19 protein-coding genes are annotated in these 26761 nt (G+C 63.7%); 11 read left to right on the top strand and 8 right to left on the bottom strand.

What is annotated here, in order from left to right; translation table 11 throughout:
- The first annotated feature begins 106 nt into the window (after window positions 1–106).
- Genes AC1DVM_RS15045 through AC1DVM_RS15055 form a run of 3 tightly spaced genes read left to right on the top strand, consistent with a single transcriptional unit; the run spans window position 107 to window position 4053 of the window.
- Window positions 107–1477 (top strand): glutamine synthetase family protein, encoded by a 1371-nt coding sequence (locus tag AC1DVM_RS15045; RefSeq protein WP_477255490.1) that lies wholly within the window; start codon window positions 107–109, stop codon window positions 1475–1477.
- A gap of 9 nt (window positions 1478–1486) precedes the next feature.
- Window positions 1487–2881 carry an aldehyde dehydrogenase family protein gene (locus AC1DVM_RS15050; protein WP_477255492.1) on the top strand — a complete coding sequence of 465 codons (1395 nt, stop codon included), beginning with the start codon at window positions 1487–1489 and terminating at the stop codon, window positions 2879–2881.
- 8 nt (window positions 2882–2889) lie between these two features.
- Window positions 2890–4053, top strand: a complete 1164-nt coding sequence (locus tag AC1DVM_RS15055; RefSeq protein WP_477255494.1) for an iron-containing alcohol dehydrogenase — start codon at window positions 2890–2892, stop codon at window positions 4051–4053.
- A gap of 67 nt (window positions 4054–4120) precedes the next feature.
- Here AC1DVM_RS15055 and AC1DVM_RS15060 read toward each other — a convergent pair whose 3' ends face one another.
- Both AC1DVM_RS15060 and AC1DVM_RS15065 read right to left on the bottom strand, forming a co-directional pair.
- Window positions 4121–4687, bottom strand: coding sequence for an NADPH-dependent FMN reductase (locus AC1DVM_RS15060; protein ID WP_477255496.1), 567 nt, complete (start codon window positions 4685–4687; stop codon window positions 4121–4123).
- A gap of 76 nt (window positions 4688–4763) precedes the next feature.
- Window positions 4764–5429 (bottom strand): HAD family hydrolase, encoded by a 666-nt coding sequence (locus AC1DVM_RS15065; protein WP_477255498.1) that lies wholly within the window; start codon window positions 5427–5429, stop codon window positions 4764–4766.
- A 189-nt stretch (window positions 5430–5618) separates the two neighbouring features.
- Here AC1DVM_RS15065 and AC1DVM_RS15070 point away from each other — a divergent pair, with 189 nt between their 5' ends.
- Window positions 5619–6386 carry a potassium channel family protein gene (locus AC1DVM_RS15070; RefSeq protein WP_477255500.1) on the top strand — a complete coding sequence of 256 codons (768 nt, stop codon included), beginning with the start codon at window positions 5619–5621 and terminating at the stop codon, window positions 6384–6386.
- A 105-nt stretch (window positions 6387–6491) separates the two neighbouring features.
- Here AC1DVM_RS15070 and AC1DVM_RS15075 read toward each other — a convergent pair whose 3' ends face one another.
- From AC1DVM_RS15075 to AC1DVM_RS15090, 4 genes are all read right to left on the bottom strand, one after another.
- The gene (locus AC1DVM_RS15075) at window positions 6492–7607 is read right to left on the bottom strand and encodes an ABC transporter ATP-binding protein (RefSeq protein ID WP_477255502.1); all 1116 of its coding nucleotides are present in this window, start codon (window positions 7605–7607) and stop codon (window positions 6492–6494) included.
- Window positions 7604–9793, bottom strand: a complete 2190-nt coding sequence (locus AC1DVM_RS15080; RefSeq protein WP_477255504.1) for an ABC transporter permease — start codon at window positions 9791–9793, stop codon at window positions 7604–7606. Before AC1DVM_RS15080 ends, AC1DVM_RS15075 begins: the two co-directional genes overlap by 4 nt.
- A 126-nt stretch (window positions 9794–9919) precedes the next feature.
- Complete coding sequence (locus tag AC1DVM_RS15085; RefSeq protein ID WP_477255506.1) at window positions 9920–10966, bottom strand: ABC transporter substrate-binding protein; 1047 nt, start codon at window positions 10964–10966, stop codon at window positions 9920–9922.
- Between the two features lie 112 nt (window positions 10967–11078).
- Window positions 11079–11873: an inositol monophosphatase family protein gene (locus AC1DVM_RS15090; protein WP_477255508.1), complete on the bottom strand. Its 795-nt coding sequence runs from the start codon at window positions 11871–11873 to the stop codon at window positions 11079–11081.
- A 192-nt stretch (window positions 11874–12065) separates the two neighbouring features.
- Here AC1DVM_RS15090 and AC1DVM_RS15095 point away from each other — a divergent pair, with 192 nt between their 5' ends.
- From AC1DVM_RS15095 to AC1DVM_RS15105, 3 genes are all read left to right on the top strand, one after another.
- A complete protein-coding gene (locus AC1DVM_RS15095; protein WP_477255510.1) occupies window positions 12066–12530 on the top strand; it encodes an NUDIX hydrolase in 465 nt (154 codons plus the stop codon).
- Between the two features lie 114 nt (window positions 12531–12644).
- On the top strand, window positions 12645–13817 hold the full coding sequence (locus AC1DVM_RS15100; RefSeq protein ID WP_477255512.1) for a zinc-dependent alcohol dehydrogenase: 1173 nt from the start codon (window positions 12645–12647) through the stop codon (window positions 13815–13817).
- Between the two features lie 11 nt (window positions 13818–13828).
- Complete coding sequence (locus AC1DVM_RS15105; RefSeq protein WP_477255514.1) at window positions 13829–14389, top strand: cyclase dehydrase; 561 nt, start codon at window positions 13829–13831, stop codon at window positions 14387–14389.
- Between the two features lie 6 nt (window positions 14390–14395).
- Here the strand turns inward: AC1DVM_RS15105 and AC1DVM_RS15110 are convergent, their stop codons facing one another.
- Window positions 14396–15781, bottom strand: coding sequence for a peptidoglycan-binding protein (locus AC1DVM_RS15110; RefSeq protein ID WP_477255516.1), 1386 nt, complete (start codon window positions 15779–15781; stop codon window positions 14396–14398).
- Window positions 15782–15973: 192 nt separating this feature from the next.
- Here AC1DVM_RS15110 and AC1DVM_RS15115 point away from each other — a divergent pair, with 192 nt between their 5' ends.
- The 4 genes from AC1DVM_RS15115 to AC1DVM_RS15130 all read left to right on the top strand — a co-directional run bounded on the left by AC1DVM_RS15115 (window position 15974) and on the right by AC1DVM_RS15130 (window position 26194).
- Window positions 15974–21187 carry an alpha-2-macroglobulin family protein gene (locus tag AC1DVM_RS15115; RefSeq protein WP_477255523.1) on the top strand — a complete coding sequence of 1738 codons (5214 nt, stop codon included), beginning with the start codon at window positions 15974–15976 and terminating at the stop codon, window positions 21185–21187.
- Window positions 21184–23307 carry a penicillin-binding protein 1C gene (gene pbpC, locus AC1DVM_RS15120; protein ID WP_477255518.1) on the top strand — a complete coding sequence of 708 codons (2124 nt, stop codon included), beginning with the start codon at window positions 21184–21186 and terminating at the stop codon, window positions 23305–23307. The genes AC1DVM_RS15115 and pbpC overlap by 4 nt, the downstream gene beginning before the upstream one ends.
- Before the next feature lie 202 nt (window positions 23308–23509).
- On the top strand, window positions 23510–24004 hold the full coding sequence (locus tag AC1DVM_RS15125; RefSeq protein ID WP_477255525.1) for a GAF domain-containing protein: 495 nt from the start codon (window positions 23510–23512) through the stop codon (window positions 24002–24004).
- 117 nt (window positions 24005–24121) lie between these two features.
- Complete coding sequence (locus AC1DVM_RS15130; protein WP_477255519.1) at window positions 24122–26194, top strand: adenylate/guanylate cyclase domain-containing protein; 2073 nt, start codon at window positions 24122–24124, stop codon at window positions 26192–26194.
- A gap of 51 nt (window positions 26195–26245) precedes the next feature.
- On the opposite strand, the gene AC1DVM_RS15135 is transcribed toward AC1DVM_RS15130, so the two are convergent.
- Window positions 26246–26557: a hypothetical protein gene (locus tag AC1DVM_RS15135; RefSeq protein WP_477255521.1), complete on the bottom strand. Its 312-nt coding sequence runs from the start codon at window positions 26555–26557 to the stop codon at window positions 26246–26248.
- Window positions 26558–26761: the final 204 nt, after the last annotated feature.

Consider the following 26761-nt stretch of genomic DNA (forward strand, 5'->3'; position numbering starts at 1 on the left):
GAGTTTGCGCTCACCAAGGGCGAGGCGGAATATAAGAGTCACTAGCCAAAAACGGGGAGCGCGCCGGCGCGCGCTCCCATTTCCCTATCGTGTCAGGTATTTCCGCATGAACATGCCCAAGATCAAAACCGCTGCCGATGCGGCCGCCTATGTGCAAAGCCGCGACCTGCCATTCGTGAAAGTCGGCATTGTGGATGTCGACGGAATCATGCGCGGCAAATACATGGCCCGCGACAAGTTCGAATCCGCCCTCAGCGGGGGCTTCGGCATGTGCGACGTGGTGCTCGGCTGGGACTCGAATGACCAGCTCTACGACAATACGACGCTCACCGGCTGGCACACCGCCTATCCCGACGCCGCCGCGCGCATCCTTCCCGAGACGATGCGGCTGATCCCGTTCGAGAACGATCTTCCGTTCTTCATCGCCGAGTTCGACGGCTATGCGGAAGCTGCCTGCCCGCGCGGTGTGCTCCGCCGCGTCCTGAAGAAGGCGGCCGATATGGGATTCGCGGTTTCGGCCGCGGCCGAGTTCGAATTTTTCGTCTTCGACGAGACGCCGCATTCGGTGCGCGAGAAGAGCTATCGGGGCCTCAAGCCGATCACGCCCGGCTTCTTCGGCTATTCGGTTCTTCGGTCGGGGGTCCATTCGGATTTTTACCACGACCTCCTCGAACTCGCGCACAAGATGGATTTCGAGATCGAGGGCCTGCACACCGAAACCGGCCCTGGCGTGCTCGAAGCCGCCATCCGTGTCGACGACGCTCTGCGAGCCGCCGACAAGGCGGCCCTGTTCAAGACATTCACCAAGATTCTCGCGCAGAAGCGCGGCTGGATGGCGACCTTCATGGCCAAATGGTCGCGCGATTGGCCCGGCCAGTCCGGCCACCTTCACACCTCCTTGCGCGACATCAAGACGGGCAAGGGTGCGTTTTATGACGCCAAGGCGCCCCACAACATGTCCGACACCATGCGTTGGTTCGTCGGCGGTCAGCAGCAGCTCATGCCCGAGACGCTCGCGATGGTGGCCTGCACCGTGAACAGCTACACGCGCCTCATCCCGGGCTTCTGGGCCCCGACGGATTCCGCCTGGGGTGTTGAAAACCGCACGACGGCGCTCCGCGTCATCCCGGGTTCGGAAAAATCCCAGCGGGTCGAATACCGGGTCGCGGCGGCGGACATCAATCCCTACATCGCGCTCGCGGCGGCGATCGGCACCGGTCTATGGGGGATCGAGAACCGGATCGAGCCGGGCAATCCGATCCAGGGCAATGCCTATGCGGTCGAGCATCCGGCCGAACGCGCCCTCCCGCGTTCGCTCGGGGAGGCCGCCGCCCGCCTGAAGGCTTCCAAGCCCGCCCGTGCGCTTTTCGGCGACACATTTGTGGACCATTATGCGGCAACCCGCGAATGGGAAGAGCGCGAGGCGCGCAAAGCCATTACGGATTGGCAACTCGCCCGCTATTTCGAGATCATTTGAAACATCATCATGGCTGATACCGATATCGTCTGCATTTCGCCCATCGACGGACGCGAGCTCGTCCGTCGATCCCTCCTGTCCGACACCGCTATCGACGCGGCCGTCTCGGATGCCCGCAAGGCACAGGCCGCATGGCGTGCCGTGCCCCTCGCCGAGCGGAGCGCGAAGGTTGGCGCATTCCTCGACGCGCTTCTCGCGATGAACCAGGAGGTGGTACCGGAAATCGCCCAGCAGATGGGTCGCCCGGTCCGCTATGGCGGCGAATTCGGCGGCGTCGAAGAGCGCGCGCGCTACATGATGCGCATCGCCGAAGACAGCCTGAAGCCCATTCCGGCCGAGAACGAGAAAGCCGGCTTTCGTCGCATGATCAAGCGCGAGCCGGTCGGCATCGTGATGGTGATCGCCCCGTGGAACTACCCCTATCTCACCGCCATCAATGCCATCGTGCCGGCGCYGATGGCCGGCAACGCGGTGTTGCTGAAACATGCGTCGCAAACGCTGCTCGCAGGCGACCGGTTCCAGATGGCGGCCGACCGCGCAGGATTGCCCAAGGGACTGTTCCAGAACCTCGTGCTGAGCCACGATCAGACGAGCCGGATCCTCGGCGCGGGGCTCGTGGACCATTGCAACTTCACAGGTTCGGTGGCGGGCGGACGTTCGATCGAGCGTGCCGCCGCCGGGTCCTTTACGTCGCTCGGTCTTGAGCTGGGCGGAAAAGACCCCGCTTATGTCCGGGCCGACGCGAATATCGAGCACGCGATCGAGAATCTTGTCGACGGCGCTTTCTTCAATTCCGGGCAATGCTGCTGCGGGATCGAGCGCATCTACGTTCACGAATCCCATTACGACCGGTTCGTCGCCGGCGCCGTCGCCCTGGTTAACAAATACGTGCTCGGCAACCCTCTCGACGAGACGACGACGCTCGGTCCGATGGCGCATAAGCGCTTTGCCGATCTGGTGCGCGCACAAAACGCCGAGGCCATCGCAAAGGGCGCCAAAGCTCACATCGACCCGGCTCGTTTCGCCGCCGATACGGGCAACACCGCCTATCTTGCGCCCCAGGTCTTGACGGGGGTCGAACATTCCATGAGCGTGATGCGCGACGAGAGCTTCGGCCCGACCGTCGGCATCATGAAAGTGGCGAGCGACGAGGAGGCGATCCGCCTGATGAACGACTCGCCCTATGGCCTGTCGGCCGCCATCTGGACGTCGGACGTCGAGGCAGCCGAAGCCATCGGCGATCGACTCGAGACAGGCACCGTCTTCATGAACCGCTGCGACTACCTCGATCCCGCTCTCGCCTGGACCGGCGTCAAGGATACGGGGCGTGGCGCAAGCCTCTCGCGCCTTTCCTACGAATCGCTGACCCGCCCCAAATCCTTCCACCTGCGCCATTCCATTTGAGACAGATGATGACCGTATCCCCCCGCTCCAACTGGAACTACCCCAATCCCATCCGCTTCGGTGCGGGCCGCATTTCGGAACTCGCGGAGGCGTGTCGGGTGGTGGGCTTGAAAGCACCCCTGATCGTCACCGACCCGTTTCTCGCCACCCAGCCGATGACGAAGTCGGCGCTCGCACAACTCACGGACGCCGGCCTGAAGGCCGCGATCTTCTCGGACATCAAGCCCAATCCCGTCGAGACCAATATCTACAAGGGTCTCGAAGCGCTGAAATCGGGAGGCCATGACGGCGTGGTGGCGTTCGGCGGCGGCTCGGCGCTCGACGCCGGGAAAGTCATCGCCTTCATGGCGGGACAGTCACGCCCCATGTGGGATTTCGAGGATGTGGGCGATTGGTGGACCCGCGCCGACCCGAAGGGCATCATGCCGATCATCGCCGTGCCGACAACGGCGGGGACGGGCGCCGAAGTCGGGCGCGCGGGCGTCATCACGCAGGAAGCCACCCACACCAAGAAGGTGATCTTCCACCCGCTGATGATGCCGAAGATCACCATCTGCGATCCGGAACTGACAATCGGCATGCCGCCCCACATCACGGCGGGCACCGGACTCGATGCGCTGGCCCATTGCATCGAAGCCTATTGCGCGCCCGGCTATCATCCCATGGCGGACGGCATCGCGGTCGAGGGTATCCGGCTCGTGAAGGAATACCTCCCGCGCGCCTATAAGGACGGCACCGATATCGAGGCGCGCGCCAACATGATGTCGGCCGCGGCGATGGGCGCGACCGCGTTTCAGAAGGGCCTTGGCGCCATCCACGCGCTGTCGCATCCCCTCGGAGCGCTCTACGACACCCATCACGGCCTCACCAATGCGGTCTTCATGCCGTATGTGCTGGTCTATAACCGCGACGTGATCGCGCCCAAGATCGAGCGGCTCGCGGCCTATATCGGTCTCGAGGCGAGCTTCCAGGCGTTCCTCGATTGGGTGCTGAAGCTGCGCAAGGATTTGGGCGTACCGCATACGCTCGAAGGGTTGAAGGTCGACAACGCACGTTTCGACGAGATGGCGACGATGGCGCCGCAAGACCCGACCGCGGGCGGCAACCCTGTTCCGATCACCAAGGAAAGCGCCCGCCAACTCTACGAGAACGCTCTCGCCGGACGCGTGTGAGGCATTCCGCATAAGCGGAGCGACTAACAAAAAAAACTGCCGAGACAATCGGCGCGTTTTTCTTGCCTCAGCCCCGCATCGGCTTCAGCGCTTCTGCCCAACGATGGAGTTCGTCCAGCATCGGCTTGACCGAGGCCGTCACCAGATCGCTGGGTTTGAAGGTTTTGTTCTCGTCGAGATGAGTGGCGACGTGGGGGATCGATACCCCTTCGGTCATGGGCATCATTTTGAGCGCAGTGACGATCTGCTTGGCCATCTGCACGGAGCGCAATCCGCCGGAGACGCCGCCATAGCTCACGAAGGCGGCCGGCTTGTAGTTCCATTCTTTGTAGACGAAGTCAAACGCGTTCACGAGCGCGGGCGGCGCGCTGAAATTGTATTCCGGCGTCACGAAGACGTAGGCGTCAGCGGCGTTTACGCTCTCGCTCCAGGCCCGGGTATGCGCATGTTCGTATTTCTGCAGCCGCGGATGCAGCGGCTCGTCGTAGACCGGCAGGTTGAAATCGGCGAGATCGATCAATTCGGCATCAAACTGCCCATGCGCCTGGGCTGCGCCATGAAACCATCGAGCGACGTGAGGACCGATTCTGCCGGGGCGCGTACTGCAGATGATGGTGTGAAGCTTGAGGGGCATCGAGTCTCCTGTCGATCTGGCAAAGCCATGGCGAGCTCTCGTAACGAGGTTTTGTGAAGGAACGTTCCTGTCCGCCTCAGATGGCGGTCGGCAGGCGCTTTCTCAGCACGTCCCAAAGAACGTCGCTTTGGAAATCGGAGATCGTGATATCGGCCCCGGCGCTTGTCATGTCCGCGGCAGTCAACCCCGTGAGGATGCCGAACGAGAACAGACCCGCGCCTTTCGCGGCCCTCATCCCCGATGGGGAATCCTCGAACGCAATGGCTTCATCGGCTGCAATTCCCAAACGATCCAAGGCTGTCAGATAGGGCAGGGGATCGGGCTTGCCGCGATCCACGTCATCGCGTGTGATCTTCACGGAGAAGCGCTGGGTGAGGCCCATCAGGTCCAGCATGTGGGTGGCGTTCAGGGTCGGCGCATTGGTCACGAGCCCCACCTGCACGGCGTTGCGCTCCGCCCAATCGAGCAACGGCAAGAGTCCGTCGAGGGGCTTGAGCTCCGAGGCAAGCCTACGAAAGGCGGCTTCCTTCAAATCCGCAAAGGTCTCGTGATCGGAGACCGATCGGTCTGGAAGCAAGGTCGCGAAGATCGACTCATTGGTGCGGCCGATGATGGCGCGGCGGTAGAGTGCATCGTCGATCGCCACCCCCTCCGGGCCCAGTACCTCGGCGAAGGCCCGCAAATGGACGGGATCGCTATGGACCAGCGTGCCGTCCATATCGAAGATGAGAGCTTTCAGCATGACGAGGTCTCGCGTGCAGGAAGGTGTGGAAAGGGCGAGCGGGAAAAATCCTCAAGGCCCGGTCCGTCGCCTGTTGGAATTACGGTTCGGTCTTATACATATCATCTGCGGGATAAACCCGTCGTGAACAGGGTTTCATTTCATGCTCGTCTTTTTGCCGCGCCAGATTGACTTTTTGGCGGCACGCCCATGCGCCTGATTTCTGATTTGCGAGCGCTCTACGAGGGCGACGGCCGCAGCGCCCACCGGTTTCGCTATGGCCTTCTGATTTTCGACATCGCCACCATCGTGTTCATCGTCGTTACCTCGTTCATGGAGCGGCACGCCGTCATCGAATGGCTCGATGTGGCGCTCGGCCTTGTCATTCTTGCCGATTTCGTCGCCCGCATCGCCATCAGCAGAAACCGCTGGAAGGATTTTGCGCACCCGGCGACCTTGGCCGATCTTGCCGCGATCGTGTCGTTTCTGGCGCCGATCGTCGGGGAGGGGATCGGTTTCCTGCGGATTTTGCGGACGCTGCGGCTGCTCTATACGTATCAATTGCTAACCCGTCTGCGGGCCGACAGCGCCCTTTTCCGCCGCAATGAGGATCTGATCAAGGCGTCGGTCAATCTCTGCGTCTTTATCTTCATCATGACCGGCTTCGTCTATGAGACGCAGCATTGGACGAACCCGACAATCCGCAACTATGTGGACGCGCTGTATTTTACCGTCGCGGCACTGACGACGACGGGCTTCGGGGACATCACCCTGACTGGAACCCTCGGTCACCTGATTGCGGTCGTCATCATGATTTGCGGCGTGACGCTGTTCCTCCGCCTTATCCAGGTCCTCCTGCAACCCAACAAGGTTCGCTACACCTGCCCGGCCTGCGGTCTAAAGCGCCACGACAGGGATGCGGTGCATTGCAAGGCTTGTGGAACGATCCTCAATATTCCGGATGAAGGCGCCGTCTAAAGCGTTCCTGATCGATGTCCCGGTCTCAAAAAGCGCTCCCCGGACCCAGAGAGGACGCACCTTTTGAAACGCAACCGGAGCGCGCCTCTCATGGACGGCCTCGCCTCAGGCGTTGGGAATAATCGCGACACCCCGTTCAGGGGTCAGCGACACCCCCACATCCGTACCTACGGGGATCGGCTCGCGGCTTCCATATTGCACGACGAAGAGATTGCCCGCCGGGGTCTCGACTTCATATTCCATCTGAGTTCCGAGGTAGGATGCCTTCGTGACGACGCCGCGAATGGATGCCGACGCGGATGCGGTTTCGTTCAGCACGATGGCGTCGGGCCTCACCGCGAGCTTCACCTGCCCGGGCTTTACCCCCCGGTGCGGTAGCCGCACGCTCAACCCGCCGATCTGCACGCGAGCGTGAGGACCTTCCTGCTCGCCCAGGACGCCCGTCAGAATATTGGCATCCCCGATGAAGTCCGCGACGAACAGGTCCGCCGGCTCTTCGTAGAGTTCGCGCGGCGAGCCGGTCTGGGCGATGCGCGCATTGGACATGACGATGATGTGATCGGAAACCGCCAGGGCCTCTTCCTGATCGTGGGTCACGTACGCGACCGTGAGGTTGAGGCTCTGCTGCAATTCACGGATATCTTCGCGCACGCGCCGCCGCAGCTTCGCGTCGAGATTGGAGAGCGGTTCGTCGAAGAGGAGAACCTGCGGCTCCAGCACGAGCGCGCGCGCCACAGCAACCCGCTGCTGCTGTCCGCCGGAGAGCTCGGATGGCGAGCGCCGCTCCAGGCCTGAAAGGCCGATCAAAGACAGCTTCTCCATCGCCATCGCCTGCGCGTCCTTCTTCGGGACGCCCTGCACCGATGGGCCGTAAGCAACGTTCTCCAGCACCGACATGTGCGGGAACAACGCATAGGATTGAAACACCATGCTGACGTCGCGGTCCGCCGCCGACAGGTTCGTCACATCGCGGTCGCCAATGAGAATTTGACCGCCGCTCGCCATCTCAAGGCCCGCGATCATCCGAAGCGTCGTCGTCTTGCCGCAACCCGAGGGACCGAGAAGCGTCACGAGTTTGCCGGGTTCAATGGTGAAGGACACGTCGTCGACGGCCGTGACCTCGCCATAGCGTTTGGTCACGTTGCGAAATTCGACGGAAGCCGGCTTCTTGGTCGATTGCGGGCTACGGGTCGCGGAGGCGGGCTGGGTCATGGGTTTCATGGGATGGCTTGAACAGCGAGAGCGGGAGCATTCGCGGTGGCGCTGCGGCGTCCTAGACGCCGCTCGCCGACAACGAGCTGGATCATCGTGATGGCGATCAGCATCACGATGATGAGGACGGTGGAATAGGCAATGGCAAGGCCGAACTCGCCCGCCTCGACACGTCCCACGATATAGGCGGTCGCCATGTTGTACTCGGCAGTGACGAGGAAGATCACGGCACTCACCGCCGTCATCGCCCGAACGAAGGAATAGACAAGAGAAGCAACGATGGCGGGCCTGAGCAGCGGAAGCACAACACGACGCATGGTAGTCCACGAGCGCGCGCCAAGCGTAAGCGAGGCCTCGTCCAGGCTCTTGTCGATCTGGCTGAGCGTCGCGATACCGGAGCGCACGCCCACCGGCATGTTGCGGAAGACGAAACACATCACGAGAATGAAGCCGGTGCCCGTGATCTCGATCGGCGGCACATTGAATGCAAGGATGTAGGAGACACCCACGACCGTTCCGGGAATCGCGAAACTGAGAAGCGTTCCGAACTCGAACAGCCGCTGTCCCTGGAAGCGCTGGCGTGTCAGCAGATAAGCCGTGAGTATGCCGATGGCGGCCGTCAAGGGCGCCGAGATCGCCGCGACCTTCATGGTGGCGAAGAATGAGTTCCACGCCGAGCCGGAAAAGTACACGCCCCAGTCCGAGCGCTCGATGCGAAACGCCGTCAGATAATGATCTAGGGTCGGCGTGTAGTCGCGCCCCATGGATCGAACGAAGCCGCCGATGAGAATGATCGCGTAGATCACGACGGTGAAGAGCGCCCACGGGATCGCGGTGAAATAGGACGCCATGGCGACCCGTTTTGGCAAGGGCAGGGGAATACCGGAATCGCCCTTGCCGGTGACTGTCGTGTAAACCTTCTTGCCGAGCCAGGCATGTTGCAGCCAGAAAGCGCCGAGCGTAAATGCCAGCAGGATGATCGACAGGACAGCCGCGCGCCCCTGGTCCTGTTGCGCCCCTACGACGGCAAAGAAGATCTTCGTCGACAGCACTTCGAAATTTCCGCCGAGCACGAGCGGGTTGCCGAAATCCGCGAGGCTTTCGACGAAGCCGAGGAGAAAAGCGTTGGCGAGGCCGGGGCGCATCAGCGGCAACGTCACCATGAGAAACGTCGTCCAGCTCTTGGCGCGGAGCGTCTGCGATGCCTCTTCCAATGTGGGGCTGATGCCCTGCACGACGCCGATCAGCACCAGAAAGGCGATCGGCGTGAAGGCCAGGAGCTGAGCGATGAAGACGCCCGGCAGCCCGTAGATCCACCGGGAGCGCGGGATTCCGAACCAGTCGTACATCAGTGCCGAGGCGGCGCCCGAACGGCCGAACAGGAGGATGAGCGCCAGGCCGATCACGAAAGGCGGCGTGATGATGGGCAGGACGCTCATCACGCGCAGCAGCTTCTTGTAGCGGAAGCTTGTCCGTGTGGCGATGAGCGCGAAGGCGAGGCCGAGCGCGGTGGTGCCGAAGGCGACGAGGATGCCGAGGAAGAGGGTGTTCCATGCGACACCGCAACGAAGGTCGCCCCAAAGGCAGTCGAGCCCCCAGATCGAGCGGTCCAAGAATTTGACCAGGAATTCCGCCGGAGCAAAGTTGCCTTTGTCGTCGCCGAACGCGCTCGCCAGGATGGTGGAGACGGGAAAGAACACGAACACCGCGATGAGCGCGATGACGATGCCGATGGAGGATGTCACGAACGCATCGCCCCGGCACCAGCCGCGTGCCGCAAGGCCATGGCACAGGACGATCAGGAATGCGGACGCGGTCAGCGCGGCACCAAGGCCCATTCCAGCCTGACGGGGACCGGGTTCTCCGAAGAGCGTTTTCAGGATGTCCAGGGTCCAGCCGTTGAGACCGATGGTAAAGCCTTGAAGGATCACAAGGCCGAGCCCCGCGATACCGGCGCTCACCAGCCATTCGCTCTGCGCGCTCGCTCCCCGCGACAGCAAGGGCCGCAACGTCAGAAGAAGCGGAACCAGGATTGGGATAAGCCACCAGGCTCCCGTGAGACCGAGCACCAGTCCGGAACTGCCGATGATGTAATCGCCGAATGCCGGTGTAGCCGCGCTGTCGAAGCCATACCACGGCAGGAGCGCGAAGCCGACCCAGCCCAGGATAATCCAGCCGAGTGTTGCCCGTGACATGATGCTTACTCGCGTGACGCGCAGGGGTTCTTCCGGATCAGAGACCCGTCTCAAGAACGAACCCTGCCAAGGTTCAGATGTCGATCGACGGCGAGGCTTTGCTGCCCCGCCGCCCAGGTCGAGATACTATTTGGGCAGGTTCTTGACCTCGTTGTCCCACTTGGACAAGAGCCGCTTGCGCTCTTCCGACGAGCCGTATTTGGCAAAGTCGAACTTGATCAGCTTGATGTCCTGCAGCTTCGGAGCCTCCGGCGGAACCGGCGTGCTCTTGTTGGACGGCACCTGATAGGACTTCGCCTCGGCTCCGAGCTTCTGCGCAGCCGGCGTCAACGCCCAATCGTAGAACTTCTTGGCGCTGTCCAGGTTCTTGGCGCCCTTGATGATCGACATGGAGCCGATCTCGTAGCCGGTGCCTTCGCATGGCGCCACGACCTTGATCGGAGCCTTGTCGACGACCATCGTGACGATGTCATGCATGAACGCGATGCCGATGGTGGTTTCGCCCAGCGCCATCGCCTTGGCGGGAGCAGCGCCCGACTTTGTGTATTGGTTGACGTTCTTGTGGAGCGCCTTGAGATATTCGAAGCCCTTCTCCTCGCCCATCAGTTGGACGATCGTCGCGAGAAGCGTATAGGCCGTGCCGGACGAATTCGGGTCCGCCATCTGGACCTCGTCCTTGAACTTCACGTTCAGAACGTCAGCCCAGCATTTGGGTTCGGCGACGCCCTTCGACTTCAGCAATTCAGTGTTGTAGCCGAACCCGAGCGCGCCCGAGTAGATGCCGACGGTGCGCTTCTTGGACTGCTCCCACTGGCGCGTCGCCCAATCCTGCAATTCGCTGTTCTTCGGCGAGGTGTATTCGACCGTCAGGTCCTCCTCGGCGGCCTGCATGTGTGGATCGCCCGTGCCGCCCCACCAGATGTCGGCGCGCGGGTTTGCGCTCTCGGCTTTGATCTGGGCGTAGATTTCGCCGGAGCTCTTGCGGGTCATCGACACCTTGATGCCCGTCTCGCGCTCGAAAGCGGTCGTCATCGCGCGGCACCATTCTTCCTGCACGCCGCAATACATCACGAGCGCGCCCTGCGCCTGCGCGGCACCGGCGGACATGAAGGACATCACCGTCGTGGCGCCTGCCAGCATGGTGGCGGCGATAAAATTCTTCTTMAACTTCATGGCATTCTCCCTTGATCGTTTCTTGAAGTCTTTATGGTTGGCTGGCTAAGCTCTATGTTATGCGATTGCAGGTCAAGAGGCTTGCGAAATTTTCGCCGGGCCTGCCCGATCGTCATGCTGGATCCTTCATGATCCCCGTCGCCGCACTGACCGCCTCGGCCAGTTCGGGCGTGCAAGCGAGCACCGGATTCCCTTTGCGCAGACCGTCTCCCGCCAGGAAATTGTTGGTCCAGCCGCCTGCCTCCTCGATGAGCAGGAGGGCCGCCAGCACGTCCCACGAGTTGATGTGCAACTCGCAATAGGCATCGATCCGGCCGTCTGCCACATAGGCCAACCCAAGGGTGCCCGAGCCAGCGCGGCGGACATTGACGCCGGCTGTCTTGAGCTGTTCGACCAGCGCGATATAGGGCGCGATGGGCAGGCGCGAGGACCATCCGGCCTCGACCGTCGCGTGACCGATCTCGGTCAGGCCGCTGACGCGGATCGCCTCGCCGTTGAGGGTCGCCCCGTGTCCCCGGCGCGCCGCGTAGAGTTCGTGCTGCATGACGTTGTAGACGACGCCGACCTCGGTGCGGTTGTTGCGCACGAAGGCGATGGAAATCGCGAAATGCGGAATGCCGCGGGCGAAATTGGCCGTCCCGTCGATGGGGTCCACCACCCAGACGTCGGGGGCGAAGGAGCCGCCGCCTTCTTCGCCGAAGAATGAGTCGGTCGGCAGAAGCTCGGCCAATCGGGTCCGGATCAGGTCCTCGACCTCGGAATCGGTCGCCGTGAGATAGTCCTGGTGACCCTTCATGTCCGGGCGCTGCGAGCGTGGCCTTTCCAGGAAACGCCGGCGCGCCAGTGCGCCGGCCTCGCGCGCGACCGCGCTGGCGATGGCAAGCCGGGTTTGGAGGTCGTCGGTCATGATGGCTTTTCCGCTTCGTCGGGGAATGGGCGGGCACAACGTTGCCGAACATTCACATTTATCGGTTTACAACGGTGCCGAGCGAGGCGCTTCGAGCTGAAAGCGCTTTTCGGCAGTCTCGAATTGATCCTTTATTAGCCGGCTTCGATCAACCAGCTTTCGCCGCCCCACACAGGAATCCCGACTTATCGAATGGCCCGCATACAAAAAGACCGCTTCAGCCAGGTGGCCGCGCTACCATTCCGGGTCCGGAAGGGGCAGGTGGAGGTGCTTCTGGTGACATCGCGAGAAACCAAGCGCTGGCTGATACCGAAAGGGTGGCCGATCAAGGGCAAGAAAGCCCATAAGGCGGCGGCGCAGGAGGCCATGGAAGAAGCGGGGGTGAAGGGCACGGTCGCCCAGAACGCCATCGGCCATTACGATTACTGGAAGCGCCGGGCCGAGCATTTCGATCTCTGCCGTGTCCAGGTTTATCCGCTCCAGGTGTCGAAGCAGCTGAAGAAGTGGCCCGAAAAGGGTGAGCGCGACTCCCGCTGGTTCGGTGTCGAGGAAGCCGCGCAACAGGTGCTCGAGCCCGCCCTTGCGGCCCTCATCCGGACCTTGCCTCTCCATGTCCAGATGATCCCGGAGCCTGCGCTTCCCGCTCTCGTCGAGTGAAAGCTCGGCCGTCGGATTTTTCGCCTCCCCACGGAACACATGTCTCCCCCGGCTTTTTCTAGCAAGGACGGACGCTGCGTCGGCGCCGACAATCCAAGCTGAGAGGAAAGCGCCATGAAGGCTCTGTGCTGGCACGGCAAAGGCGACATTCGCTGCGACACGGTTCCCGATCCCCAGATCGAGGACGGACGGGACGTCATCATCAAGATGACCAGTTGCGCCATCTGCGGCTCGGACCTTCACCTCTACGGGAATTTCATGCCGGGCATGAAGAGTGGCGACATCATGGGCCACGAGTTCATGGGAGAAGTCGTGGAGGTCGGATCGAGCGTCAGCAGATTGAAGGTCGGCGACCGCATCGTGGTTCCGTTCACCATCATTTGCGGCGAGTGCGAGCAGTGCCGGCGCGGGAACTTTTCCGTGTGCGAGCGCACGAACCGCAATGCCGAACTGGCCGCCACGGGCTTCGGCCACGCGACCGCGGGCCTTTTCGGCTACACCCATCTGACCGGCGGCTATCCCGGCGGGCAGGCCGAATTCGTCCGCGTGCCGTTCGCGGATGCCACCCACGTGAAGGTGCCGTCCACCCTCACCGACGAGCAGGTCCTGTTCCTCGGCGACATCTTTCCCACCGGCTGGCAGGCTGCCGTCCAGTGCGACATCGAACCGACGGACACCGTCGCCATCTGGGGCTGCGGCCCTGTCGGCCAGATGGCCATCCGTAGCGCGGTTCTTCTCGGCGCCCGGCAGGTGGTCGCCATCGATAACGTGCCCGAGCGACTGAGCATGGCGAAGGCCGGCGGCGCGACGATTATCAATTTCGACGAAGAGAGCGTCATCGAGCGGCTGAACCAGTTGACCGGCGGAAAGGGTCCCGAGAAGTGCATCGACGCGGTGGGGCTTGAGGCCCATGCAACCCGCAGCATTGATTCGGTGGTCGATCGGGCAAAGCAGGCGGTGATGCTGGAAAGCGACCGGCCGCATGTCTTGCGTGAGATGTTCTATGTGTGCCGACCGGCAGGGATCGTGTCGATCCCCGGCGTCTATGGCGGCTTGGTCGACAAGATTCCCTTCGGCGCCGTGATGAACAAAGGCCTCACGATCCGCACGGGCCAGACCCACGTCAACCGGTGGACGGACGACCTCCTGCGCCGCATTGAGGAAGGCCAGATCGATCCGTCCTTCGTCATCACCCACACGGTCGGCCTCGATGAAGGTCCCGGGATGTACGAGACTTTCCGGGACAAGAAGGACGGATGCATCAAGGTCGTTCTCAAACCCAATTGAGGATTTCGCTCATGCCGTATCATGAGAACTCATTTCGAGCGCGACGGACCGCCGATACGCTCGCACGCAGTCTTGGCTGGTTCAGCATCGGTCTCGGGGCCTTGGAGTTGTTCGGCGCCAAGGGCCTTTGCCGCTGGCTGGGAATGGAGAGGCACGAGGCCTTGATCAGGGCTTATGGTGCCCGCGAAATCGCGACCGGCATCGGCATTCTGTCGACGCGCGATCCGACGCCATGGATCTGGGGCCGGGTCGCGGGCGATGCGTTGGACTTTGCGACACTTGCAACGGCCGCGTCGGACCGTGACTCCCGCGCCGACAGGATCGCGCTGGCGGCCGTGGCCGTTGCCGGGTTGACGATTGTCGATGTCGTCTGCGCCGAATCCCTCCGTAAGATGTCCGGCGAGGAAGTTCGAATGTGGGACTATAGCGATCGTTCGGGACTTCCGCGTTCACCGCAGCAGATGCGAGGAGCCGCGCGTGATTTCGAGACCCCGCGCGACATGCGCATCCCCGAGGCCTTGCRGCCTTACAAAGAAAGCCCGCGCCTCACGTCGCCTCGTCGCCCTATGTGAGCGCCGTCATCGTCCGCACGTCAACGGCACCAGAGCGGGTTTCCATGAGGCCGCGATCGCGGCGGCGCCGCGCGCCTCCGGCGCCTGGCTCTGGCTTGGGGGAGATAGGGACGCGCTGAAATCGCGGACCGGAACCATTCCGTGGCGCGCGGTCGTCATGATCCCCGCAACCTTCCGCCCGTCCGCGCCTGCAGCCCCGACCAATCCGATCAGGCGGTTGGTCTCATCGATCACCGGCGCTCCGCTGGCCCCGGGCTGAAGAGGCGCGATGAGCGACGCCGAATCGACCATCGTTCCGGGCACGACGTTGAGCGACGGCGCGGGATCGGACGTGTAGCTCAACACCAGAACCGCCTCGCCCCCGTTGGCCGTCGCTCCCATGAGGGGCCCGACCGCGCGGGGCAGATCCTGCGCGAGCTCGATGATGCTCCACGCGGCTGTTTGCTGGGGCGCAGGGGCTGGGATGCCTCCCACGCGCCTATCACGGCAGGACGCGAGTTTCGCCGCGGTCAGGACTCGGCGCGGTGCGATCACGATCCCGGTGCCGATTACTTGTCGGTCCGAGGGCGGCGCGGGAAGCGTCACCGGCTGGACATTCGCCGGCGGGGTCGCCGCGATCGGTTTTTCCGGGAAGGGATCGAAACTGTTCGCAATGGCCACGACAAGTCGGTCGACCTGAGGCGCCAGCGCCTTGTCGTAGCCGATCGAAAAGCCCCGGATGCCGGACACTCCCGAATCGAAGCGCGTGTAGAATTTCCCGGTCGCGGTTTCACCTGCAATCACCAGGAAGTTCGGGCGCAGGACCTTGTAGGTAATGACGCGCCCGGCCGCCTGGATCGCAAGGTTGCGATCGTAGAGCGATTGGAGCGTTGCATCGGGCGGCGCCGTTCGCGTGTCGAGCGTCACCTTGTCGTCCGCGCTTTGCCAACGCGTTCCGCCACTCGCGTTGGCGTCTCTCTCCGGCAGGGAGGCTTTGGGGATGCCGATACGGGCACCGGTCCGCGCATCGTCCAGGATGGTGAATCCCGCGGCATTCCTGCCCCGTTGGGCAATGGTCTGGAGTTCCCCGCGTTCGGCAGGATTAAGGACGCCGCTCGGCGCTCTCCGCCGGCTCTGCTGATAGGCGGAGATCGCGTCGAACGTCGCACGCCCGAACGCGCCGTCGGCGACACCATTGTAGAACCCGGTCCAGATGAGGGCATCCTGCAGAGCCTGACGCTCGCTCTCCGGCAAGGCGTCGAAAGCGGCGCGGGCGGTCGTGAGGTTGGCGCTGGACGCGGCCGCCCGTGCAAGCGGATCCTGCGCGCTCGCGCTCTGAAGCGCCCCGACACTCAATAGTGTCGCCAGGACTGCGCCGGCAAAGGATCGTTCGCAAAGGCTCTCAAGGCTCATTTCAGCTTCCCCCGAGACACTCTCACAAACCTGTGGGGCGGATGCCAGAACTATTGTGCGGGGATCGATTGGCCGGTGCGCTTCAGCACCCGCGTCGCCTTGTGGCTCGCCGGGGGAATGCTAAGGTTCCGTTTCTGCCGAACCCAACCGAGGACGACGACGATGGTCACACAAATGCTGCGCGTGGTGGTGATGGCCGCGATGCTGTTGTCTGGCATCGCGGGTGCCGAGGCGCAGGGCCAGAAGAGTTTCGTCCGGGACGACCTCGCGAGCGAAAGCGTCCGTCTTCAGCAGAGCCTCAAATCGGAATCGGCAGCCTATGCCGGCAGCAAGCCGGCCGCCCAGCTGCGGCGCGAGGGCCAATTCCAGATGTCCCAGGGTCTTGCGCGTCAGGCGGTCAATTATTTCGCCGCCGCTATCGCCATCGAGCCTGGGAATTCGGCAAACTGGGCAGCTTACGCCGCGGCGGCGCTCGCGGTGGATCCCGGCAACGATTGGCAGGAACGCTACAAGCTGCGGGAGAGACAGGCGGTCGCTGCCTACACCGCCTATCAGCGCGCCACCAACCCGGCCGATGAAGCCTCCGCTTTGGCGCTGCTCGGTAATGTCTATGCGAACCAGCAATCGTGGCGGCCGTCGCTCAATGCCTACGCGGCGAGTCTCAAGCTGCGAGACGACGCTTCAATCCGCGCCACCTACGAGGGCCTGCGCGCCGAGCACGGCTTCCGCATTCTGGATTTCAAAGTGGATTCGGATTCGGCGTCTCCACGCGTTTGTTTCCAGTTCTCCGATCCCCTCGCGGGCGGCAAGGTCGATTTCTCGCCCTTCGTCGCCGTGTCCGGCTCCGCCACAGCTGCCGTGATGGCGGAAGGGTCGCAACTCTGCGTCGACGGTCTGAAGCACAGCGAGCGCTACGCCGTCGTGCTGCGGCAAGGCTTGCCATCGAATGTCGGAGAAGCGCTTCTGCAATCGGCCGATTACGAAATCTACGTCCGCGATCGCGCGCCGCAGGCCCGCTTCACAGGCCGTAATTATGTACTCCCGAGTACTGGCCAGGAGGGCATTCCGGTCGTATCCGTCAACACCGCGAAGGTTGATGTGGAGGTCTATCGCATCGGCGACCGCAATCTCCTTCCCACCGTGCGGTCGGATGATTTCCTCGGCCAGATCACGCGCTATTCCGCCGGTGAAATCGCGCGCGAGAAAGGTCTGAAGATCTGGAACGGAACGCTCGACACCGCGTCCGATCTCAACCGCGACGTGGTGACGGCGTTTCCGGTGATCGATGCGGTCGGCAAGCTGGAGCCCGGAATCTATGTGATGACGGCGAGACCCAGCGACGGAACCGCGGACGACAACGAACATGCGGAGAGCTATGAAAACATCGCCACCCAGTGGTTTGTCGTTTCCGATCTCGGGCTGACGGCGTTCTCCGGCAAGGGCGGGGTGCAGGTTTTGGTGCGCTCCCTCGCGAGCGCGGAGCCTCGCCCGGATGTGGAGATCCGCCTTGTCGCCCGGAACAATGAGGTGCTGGCCACGAGGAAGACCGATGCGGCAGGCGTGGCGATGTTTGATCCGGGCCTCGCTCGCGGCGAAGGCGGTCTTGCGCCGGGCATCCTGGTTGCGAGCATCGGCGCCGATTACGGCTTTCTCGATCTCGGTTCGGCAGCGTTCGATCTCACCGATCGCGGCGTCAAGGGGCGCCCGGCATCCGGCGCCGTCGATGCTTTCCTCTACACGGAACGCGGCGTCTACCGCACCGGAGAGACCGTTGCGCTCACCGCGCTTCTGCGCGACGTCCGGGGCGTCGCGGTGCCGGGTGTGCCCCTGACGCTCGTGGTCCGCCGCCCCGATGGCGTCGAATACCGCCGCGCCCTCGTCGAGGATCAGGGGCTTGGCGGGCGGGCGCTGTCGATACCCATCCTGCCGGGCTCGTTGCGCGGAACATGGCGTGTCGCTGCCTATACGGATCCCAAGGGGTCGCCGATCGGCGACGCGACGTTTCTCGTCGAGGATTATGTCCCGGCGCGTCTGGAAGTGAACCTCACGCCGCAATCGCCGGCGCTGCGGGCTGGCCAGCCGGCGGCGATCGATCTTTCGGCGCGGTATCTTTATGGCGCCCCGGGTTCCGGTCTCGACGTGTCCGGAGAGGTGACGGTCGCGGCGTCCGCATCCAGCGGAATCAAGGGGCTGGACGGCTATGTGGTGGGCCTCGAGGACGAGCCGGTCGAATCCTCGACCGTCGAAATCGAACAGGCGGCGACGACGGACCGTGAGGGTCGCGCCAGCTTGCAGATCCCGGTGCAGGATGCGTCCGCGCCACGCCCCACGGAAGCGCGCATCACGTTGCGCGTCTCGGAAACAGGAGGCCGCGCGGTCGAGCGCAGCGTCACTTTGCCCATCCTCCCGAAAGGCCCCGTCGTGGCGGTGAAGAAAAACTTCGCGCGCCAGCTCGGTGAAGGGGCGAATGCGACCTTCGATGTCGCCACCGCAAGACCGGACGGGACGCGCGTCGCCAGCCGAAACGTGGTCTGGAATCTCTACAGGGTCGAACGTCGCTACCAATGGTACAACTCGGATGGGCGCTGGGGTTACGAGCCCGTCAAGACCACCCGGCGCGTGAGCGACGGGCGCCTGGAGGTGGGGACCTCGAACCCGGCGCACATCTCGACGCCGGTCGAGTGGGGCACCTATCGTCTCGATGTGACGGCGTCGGATCTCGGCGAGACAGCGCAAACGAGCCTCACCTTCACGGTCGGTTGGTCCGGCGACCAGACCGCCGATACGCCCGATTTGCTCGACATGACGCTCGACAAGGCGAGCTACGTTTCGGGCGACATCTTGAAGGTGCGCCTCAACCCGCGCTTTGCGGGCAAGGCGACGCTTGCCATCGTCAGCGACCGGATGCACGACATCCGCGTCGTGGATGTGGCCGCCGGCGGCACGGATGTGACGCTGCCCGTGCGGGCCGAATGGGGGCCTGGCGCTTACCTCGTCGTGCTGGCCCATCGGCCGCTGGATCAGGCGGCAAAGCGCATGCCAGGGCGGTCGCTCGGAACCGCGTGGTTCGACATCGATCAGGACAAACGGACGCTTCAGGTCAAGGTGGATGCGCCTGAAAAGATCCGCCCGCGCGGCACTCTCTCACTCCCGATCAAGATCGCAGGCCTCGACGCCGGCGAGGAGGCGCGCATCACCGTTGCGGCGGTGGATGTGGGCATTCTCAACCTGACCCGCTACGAAGCGCCCGATCCCAAGGTTCACTTCTTCGGCCAGAAGCAGCTCTCGGCGGATCTTCGCGACCTCTACGGCTATCTCATCGACGGCATGCAAGGCACACGTGGCGCGATCCGGTCCGGTGGCGATATGGAGCCGAAGCCGCTCGATGGAATCCCGCCCACGCAGGAACCGCTGGCGCGCTTTTCCGGCGTGGTGAAGGTCGGCGCGGACGGCGCGGCGAATGTCGAGTTCGACATTCCGGCCTTCAACGGCACCGTTCGTGTCATGGCGGTCGCCTGGAGCAAGGACCGTGTGGGCAGCGTCAAGGCCGACGTGATCGTGCGCGATCCGGTGGTGCTGGCAGGAACGCTTCCTCGTTTCCTCTCGGTCGGAGACCGCTCGCGGTTCTTCATGCAGCTCGACAATGTGGAGGGGAAACCCGGCGACTACGTGCTCGATATCGACGTGCGCGGGCCGGTCATCGTGAGCGCGGAAGCACTTCGTTCCACCATCAAGCTCGACGCCGGAGCCAAGAGCCAGGTGGCCATTCCAGTGATCGCGGGAGGGCAGGGCGTAGCGGTCGTCAACGCAACATTGCGCGGCCCCGATCTCGAACCGATCACGCAAGCGTTCACGGTCGCGGTGCAACCGGGAACCGGCGCGCTGGCGAGACGGATCGTGCGCCCTCTCGATCCCGGCTCACGGCTGACGGTCTCGCGCGACCTGGTGGCGGATATCCTTAGTGGAACGGGTATCGTATCGGTGTCTCTGTCGCCCCGCGCCAGCCTCGATGTGCCCGGTCTGCTGCAGGCCCTCGATCGTTATCCCTACGGTTGCACCGAGCAGGTCGTGAGCCGCGCGCTGCCGCTTCTCTACGTGAACAAACTCGCGGAGGAGGAGAAGCTGTCGCTCGACGAGAAGGCGGATGAGCGCGTGCGCGCCGCCATCGAACGCATTCTGGCCCGCCAGGATTCGAACGGCTCGTTCGGGCTCTGGTCAGTCGGCGGCGACGATCTCTGGCTCGATGCCTACACGACCGACTTCCTCACCCGCGCGCGGGAGCGTGGCTTCGTGGTGCCGCCAGTCGCATTTAACATCGCGCTGGATCGCTTGCGAAACTTCGTCGCCAACACCACGCAGGTGGAAGACAATGCGTCTAACCTCGCCTATGCGGCCTATGTTCTGGCTCGCAACGGCCGGCCGGTGATGGGGGATCTGCGTTACCTCGCGGATACCAAGCTTGCGGTATTCGGTTCGCCTCTGGCGCGAGGCCAGCTTGCCGCCGCCCTTGCGCTGCTCGGTGATCGCGGCCGCGCCCAGGCGGTGTTTGCCTCCGCAGCCGACCTGTTGGGAAGCGAGAAAGACAGCGGCGGTTACCGCAGCGATTACGGATCGCGTCTGCGTGACGGGGCCGGCCTTCTGACGCTTGCGTCCGAAACCGACAACGTTGCGCCGTTGATCCAGCGGGTCGGGCGGGTCATTGACGATGAGCGCGGCAATCGGCGGACCAGCACCCAGGAACAGGCCTGGCTGGTGCTGGCCGCGCAAGCCGTTGTACGGGACGCGGAGGCGATGTCGATCACAGTCGAGGGAGTCGCCCGAAAAGGGGCGTTCTATCGCTCTTACCGCGACGGCGCTCTCGCGTACAACGCGGTGACGCTCACCAATACGGGTCCCTCGACCGTGCAAGCGGTTCTGACCGTCACCGGAAATCCGATAGAGCCCCAGCCGGCCGTGTCCTCCGGCTATGCGGTCGAGCGTGCCTATTACAAGCTCGACGGAACCCAGGTCCAGCCGTCACGAATCCAGCAAAACGAGCGTCTCGTCGTCGTGCTGAAGGTAACGGAGAGCGAAGCGAAGCAAGCGCGCGTTCTGCTGGTCGATCGGTTGCCGGCCGGTTTCGAGATCGACAATCCGAAACTCGCGGACAGCGACACCGTGGCGGGCTTGCCATGGCTCAAGCGCGACGTCGAGCCGGCCCATACCGAGTTCCGTGATGACCGCTTTGTCGCGGCCTTCGATCGCGAACCCGACCAGGCTGCGTTTTTCACCGTGGCCTATATGGTGCGCGCCGTCTCCCCTGGCCGCTACGTGCACCCCGCCGCGCAGGTCGAGGACATGTACAGGCCGGAACGGTTCGGGCGGACCGATTTCGGATCGGTCGAAGTGGTGCAGGCCAAGCCGTGACCGACGCAACCGCGACAGCGAACAGGCGCAGTCGCCGCATCCGTGCCGCGGCTGCTGCCGCTTTCTGCCTGTTGGTGCTCGCGGGCCTTGCGACCTGGCGCGTCACGGAGGAGATCGGACCGCTCGACCTCAGCGTGGCCGATGCCCGCTCGACCATCGTGGTTGATCGGGAGGGTCGCCTGCTGAGACCTTTTGCGACTCCGGAGGGACGCTGGCGCCTGCCGGTCGAGGTCGCGGATGTCGACCCGCGCTATCTTGCCATGCTGACGGCCTACGAGGACGCACGTTTCACGCAGCATGGCGGAATCGATCTGCGCGCGCTGTTGCGCGCTGGCGGACAGATGGTCACTCGCGGAAGCATCATCTCCGGTGGATCGACGCTCACCATGCAGGTGGCGCGCTTGCTCGAGCCACGGGAGGAACGCTCGCTTGGGACAAAGCTCCGTCAAATGGTGCGGGCAGTGCAGCTCGAGCATCGGTTCTCCAAGGAGGAGATCCTGCGGCTCTATCTGCTTCTTGCGCCGTTCGGCGGCAATCTCGAAGGCGCGCGCGCCGCCAGTCTGTCGTATTTCGGCCGCGAACCGAAGCGGCTTTCATTCGCCGAGGCGGCTCTCCTCGTGGCGCTGCCGCAATCGCCGGAACTCCGCCGCCCCGATCGCGACCAGGAGGCGGCGCGACAGGCGCGGGACCGGGTGCTCGATCGTGCACGACAGAGAGGCGTCATCACCGCGCAAGAGGCAGCGCCGGCGAAGGCCGAACCGGTTCCCCGTGTGCGGCGCGGCTTTCCGATGATCGCCGCCCATGCGGCGGAGAGCGCCTTTGCGGAGAGGCCGACCGAAACGCATCATCGTCTGACCATCGACGCGCGCTTGCAGACGAGCCTCGAACACTTGGCGAGGGAGCGCGCCGAGCGGTTGGGGCCGAGACTCTCGCTCGCCATGCTGGTGATCGACAACGCGACCGGCGAGGTGCGCGCGCAGGTCGCCAGCCCGGATTACATGAGCCGCGAAAGAGCGGGCGCCATCGACATGACACGCGCCATGCGCTCTCCCGGATCTGCGCTCAAGCCGTTCATCTACGCGCTGGCGTTCGAGAACGGTTTGGCGCATCCCGAAACTCTGCTCGACGATCGGCCCTCGCGCTATGGCAGCTATCAGCCGGAGAATTTCGACCTCGCCTTCCAGGGCACGGTCACGGCGCGCAAGGCCCTGCAATATTCGCTGAACGTCCCCGCCGTCGAATTGCTCAACGAAGTGGGGCCTGCGCGACTGCTGGCCCGTCTCCAGCAGAGCGACGTGTCGATTGCCATGTCCAAGGACGCGGCGCCAGGTCTTGCCGTGGGACTCGGCGGTCTCGGCATCACGCTCACCGATCTGACGAGGCTCTATGCGGGCCTCGCGCGCGGTGGAACGATGCCCGATCTCGTGCGCCGGGCGGATGCGGCTCCATTGGAGCCGTCGCAGCGGCGGATCGCCGATCCGGTCGCCGCCTGGTACGTGTTCGACATCCTGCGTGGCGCTCCCCCGCCCGACAACGCTCTCGCCGGACGGATCGCTTTCAAGACGGGGACGTCTTACGGCTACCGGGACGCCTGGGCGGTGGGCTATGACCGGCATTTCACCATCGGCGTTTGGGTCGGACGGCCCGACGGCACGGCGGTGCCGGGGTTGATCGGCCGCCTCGTCGCGGCGCCGATTCTTTTCGACGCCTACGGCCGCTTGAACCGTGAGCCGGAAGCGCTTGTGCAGCCGCCTTTCACGCTGCAGGCGACGACCGCCACTTTGCCGCCGCCGCTCCGGCATGTGCGCCACGATGTACCCAAGACGCTGGCGGCGACGATTCAGGCGCCCCTGCGCATCGCCTACCCGCTGGACGGTTCGCGCGTCGAACTGGAGCGGCGGGACGCCCGCGAGACGGCAAGCCTTGCGCTGAAGGCATCCGGCGGTGTGCCGCCCTTGACGTGGATGGTCGATGGAGCGCCCGTGCAGATCGGCAGCCTGCGACGGGAGACCATATGGAATCCTGAAGGGTCCGGGTTCGTCAGGCTATCGGTCATCGACGCGCGCGGCGCAACGGACAGCGTGGTCGTCCGCGTCGATGAAGACAGGTCTGTCAGATGATAAAAAAGTCGGTTGCCTAGAGCGCGGGACCCTTCTCGATGATGGCAAATCGGACCCCTGCCGCAGGCCAGTCCCGTCGAAGGCGTCCGCCTTGATGAACGTGGACCATCGTGAGGAGGTCCGACGCGGCCGCATGCCGCATGCTTGGCGCGGCCAGCCTGCTCTCTGGACAAGAGCGGGACGTAGTCCTTACATGTGCCCCATGTTCCACGCCACGTCCCTGTCGCCCACTGCCACCAAGGAAGAGCTCTACGGTTCCCTTGCCCGGCAATTATCCGCGCTCCTCGAGGGCGAGCCCGATGCCATCGCCAATGCGGCCAATATGGCGGCGCTGATCTTCGATCTCGTTCCGGATCTGAACTGGGCCGGATTYTATTTCATGCGCGGGCCGGGTCTCGTTCTCGGTCCCTTCCAGGGGAAGGTCGCGTGCGTGCGCATCCCTGTCGGTCGCGGCGTCTGCGGCACGGCCGTGGAGCGCAAGACCTCTCTGGTGGTCGCGGACGTGGAGGCGTTTCCGGGGCATATCGCCTGCGACAGCGCCTCGAAATCAGAGCTCGTGGTGCCGCTGATCGAGGACGGGACAGTGATCGGCGTGCTCGATCTCGACAGCCCCCGGACCGGCCGCTTCGATGAAGCGGACCGCCTGGGTGTCGAGCGTCTGGTGGAGATCTACCTCGCCGCCTCCGCGTTCCCTTGATCCCTCGTCGGGACTTGCACGCGCCGCTCCCTTCCGAAGCGCCATCCACCCGTGCTAGACACTTGGCGATCCGCTCTGGCGGCGCAGCAGGGGACGCACTTCCATGGATCGTAGGGGATGAGTGGCGAGGCGCCCAAATCCTTCCTTTGGTCCCTTCAGGGCGTGGTGGCCCTGGTGTTCACGCTCGTCGTGCTCGCCATCTCCGGAGCGCTGATCGGCTATAACCACATGCAATTGACGAGCCTGACCTTTCAGGACGCCGAAGAAGACTTCCAGCGCATCACCAACAATATTCGGGGCGAGATTTCCGGCAGTCTCAAAGTCGCCGGTTCAGTGCTCGATACGGTGTCGCTCACCGTCAATGCCGATTTGCCGTTGGAAGAACTCGCAGGGGTGCTGACGCCGGTTCTCGAGGATCTCGAGCAGGTTCTGCCGGCCGCCATGGGCATTTTCATCGGGCGGCCCGATGGAACACACGTGGTCGTCCAAAGTCTGGACGATACCAGACCGCCCGAAATCGGCACCGATCTCCCGCCCTCCGCGGCCTACGCGTTCATGCTGGTCGAAACCACGGGTGACGGCCCGACGGCGCGGTGGATCGTCATCGATCGGAGCGGGCGCGTGTTGCGTCGCATCGCGCCCCAGCCCACCACATTCGATCCGCGAAAGCGACCCTGGTACGCGCCGGCGCTGGCGGGAACAGACACGATCCTGACGGAGCCCTATCGGTTCGCCAATGTGCCGGATGCGGGGATCACGCTGGCGCGCCAGGCGAGGCGCACCTCCGGGGCGGTGTTCGGTGTCGACATGACGCTGGCGAGCCTTGACCAATATCTCGACAAGCTGCGCTTCCCCGCAGAGCTCGAACTGCTCGTGTTCGATTCCTCCGGTGCGCTGATCGCCCATCCCCGGGGCGGCTCATTGCGCCAGATCCAGCAGGCGAATGTCGCCGACCGCCTCCTGACGGTCGACGATCTCGGCTCGCCGCTTCTCAGCGGCATGTATGCGTCCTATCTCAAGACCGGAGGGGCACAGCCGCGCAGTGTTTCGTTTCCGGTCGACGGAGAGAAATATTTCGGCCGCGCCGAGCGTGTCGGAGATGGCTTCGACAACCTCTTCATCAGTCTGGCGATTCCGTACGACACGATGCTGCAGCCGGCAGCGTTGATTGCATCGAAACTGCTTTTGGTAAGCGGCGCGTCCGTCGTATTCGCCTTGTTGATCGTACTGATTGCCTCGCGGCGGCTGGCGATGCCTCTGCGCCGGGCCGCCGACGACATCCGGCGCATCATGAAGTTCGAATTCGGCCATCCACGGCGCCGCGAATCGCGCGTCATGGAGGTGCGGGAATTGTCCCGCGCCATCGACACGCTGGAACTCGCGCTGAGCAACTTCATGCGCTACGTGCCGAACGCGCTGGTGCGCGGCATCATCGGTCGCAAATTTTCCTCGGAGCTCGGCGGAATTCGCCAGCCGATCACGGTGCTGTTCACCGATGTGTTCGGCTTCACCACGATGGCGGAAACGCTCGGCCCCGAGGAGGTGATGGCCAAGACGTCGCGTTATTTCAGCGAGATCGGAACCGAGCTCATCCGATCGGGAGCGACCATCGACAAGTATATCGGCGACAGCGTCATGGCATTCTGGAACGCGCCCGAACGGCGCGACAACCATGCGGCTCTCGCATGTCTCGGCGCACTTCGGGCCTCACGCCGTCTCGACGCGCTCAATGCGGAATTCCTGGCAGAAGGCGGTGCCGCGATGCGGACGCGATTTGGAATCCACACCGGCGAGGCCGTCGTGGGCAATGTCGGATCTGTGGATCGCATCAATTATACGGCGCTCGGCCACACGGTGAACATGGCCTCGCGTTTCGAGAAGATGAACAAGCGCTACGGCACGACCATCCTCGTCAGCGAGGACGTGCGCGCGGCGGCAGGAGAAGACTTTGTGTTTCGCTTTGTGGACCGCGCGGTGCCGGACGGGGCGCACAGCGCCATCGCGCTATACGAGTTGATCGGTGCCCAAATCGCGGACGAACCCGCGCTGCTGCCCCATGCAGCGAAACGCTCTCCAAATGGCAGAAGGCCATGTCGGCTTGCGATGCGCAAGCATGGGAGGAAGCCGTCGCACTTCTGGAAGAGATGGCGACCCAGAATCCTGACGACGCGCTCGTTCAGGTCCATCTGAAGCGCTGTGCCGCCAATCTCTCACTCGCGCCGCGCGACGCCTGAGGACAATTCAGCCTCCCACGACCCCGCCGACCACCCCGTGGTGAGGGGTTTCGCATGAGCACGTGTCTCCGCCAGTGGCGGTCTCGTCGAGCCAGCACACGAGCTGCGGCGTCACGCAGGTAGCACCCTGGCTCATGGATGCGCGCGTTTTCTCGTACGCCCGCAACCGGTGTTCACGATAATAGGTTCGGGCTTCGCCCATGAGCGGAGTCTGAATGACGCTCGCGTCAACAGCGGGGACGGATTCGGCCGCGTTGCTCGCCGATGCTGTCGCGAAGCATGACATGGCGGCGACGCATGCGAAGAGGGCGAGTTTCATAGGCGGCTCCTGGACCAATCTTGGGTGTTGGATAATCCAGGTTTCCTCGCATCGTTCCCAAAGAGAAAATAACCGAGACGGATCGCCCGGCCGCCATGATTTTCTGTTGATTCCGCCACCGCGAAGCTGGGGTTGGCATTTTTGAAAGCGACCGCCGGGCATTAACTCCGCGGTTAATTCTGTGTCATCGGCAGCGTCTCCATG

It is taken from the genome of Microvirga sp. P4_A5, assembly GCF_056402495.1.

Coding starts and splice junctions, on each gene's coding strand:
- AC1DVM_RS15110 (WP_477255516.1), bottom strand. CDS start 15,781: ATGAGCCTTGAGAGCCTTTGCGAACGATCCTTTGCCGGCGCAGTCCTG.
- AC1DVM_RS15055 (WP_477255494.1), top strand. CDS start 2,890: ATGACCGTATCCCCCCGCTCCAACTGGAACTACCCCAATCCCATCCGC.
- AC1DVM_RS15045 (WP_477255490.1), top strand. CDS start 107: ATGAACATGCCCAAGATCAAAACCGCTGCCGATGCGGCCGCCTATGTG.
- AC1DVM_RS15130 (WP_477255519.1), top strand. CDS start 24,122: ATGAGTGGCGAGGCGCCCAAATCCTTCCTTTGGTCCCTTCAGGGCGTG.
- AC1DVM_RS15060 (WP_477255496.1), bottom strand. CDS start 4,687: ATGCCCCTCAAGCTTCACACCATCATCTGCAGTACGCGCCCCGGCAGA.
- AC1DVM_RS15095 (WP_477255510.1), top strand. CDS start 12,066: ATGGCCCGCATACAAAAAGACCGCTTCAGCCAGGTGGCCGCGCTACCA.
- AC1DVM_RS15115 (WP_477255523.1), top strand. CDS start 15,974: ATGGCCGCGATGCTGTTGTCTGGCATCGCGGGTGCCGAGGCGCAGGGC.
- AC1DVM_RS15090 (WP_477255508.1), bottom strand. CDS start 11,873: ATGACCGACGACCTCCAAACCCGGCTTGCCATCGCCAGCGCGGTCGCG.
- AC1DVM_RS15135 (WP_477255521.1), bottom strand. CDS start 26,557: ATGAAACTCGCCCTCTTCGCATGCGTCGCCGCCATGTCATGCTTCGCG.
- AC1DVM_RS15080 (WP_477255504.1), bottom strand. CDS start 9,793: ATGTCACGGGCAACACTCGGCTGGATTATCCTGGGCTGGGTCGGCTTC.
- AC1DVM_RS15075 (WP_477255502.1), bottom strand. CDS start 7,607: ATGAAACCCATGACCCAGCCCGCCTCCGCGACCCGTAGCCCGCAATCG.
- AC1DVM_RS15065 (WP_477255498.1), bottom strand. CDS start 5,429: ATGCTGAAAGCTCTCATCTTCGATATGGACGGCACGCTGGTCCATAGC.
- AC1DVM_RS15070 (WP_477255500.1), top strand. CDS start 5,619: ATGCGCCTGATTTCTGATTTGCGAGCGCTCTACGAGGGCGACGGCCGC.
- AC1DVM_RS15100 (WP_477255512.1), top strand. CDS start 12,645: ATGAAGGCTCTGTGCTGGCACGGCAAAGGCGACATTCGCTGCGACACG.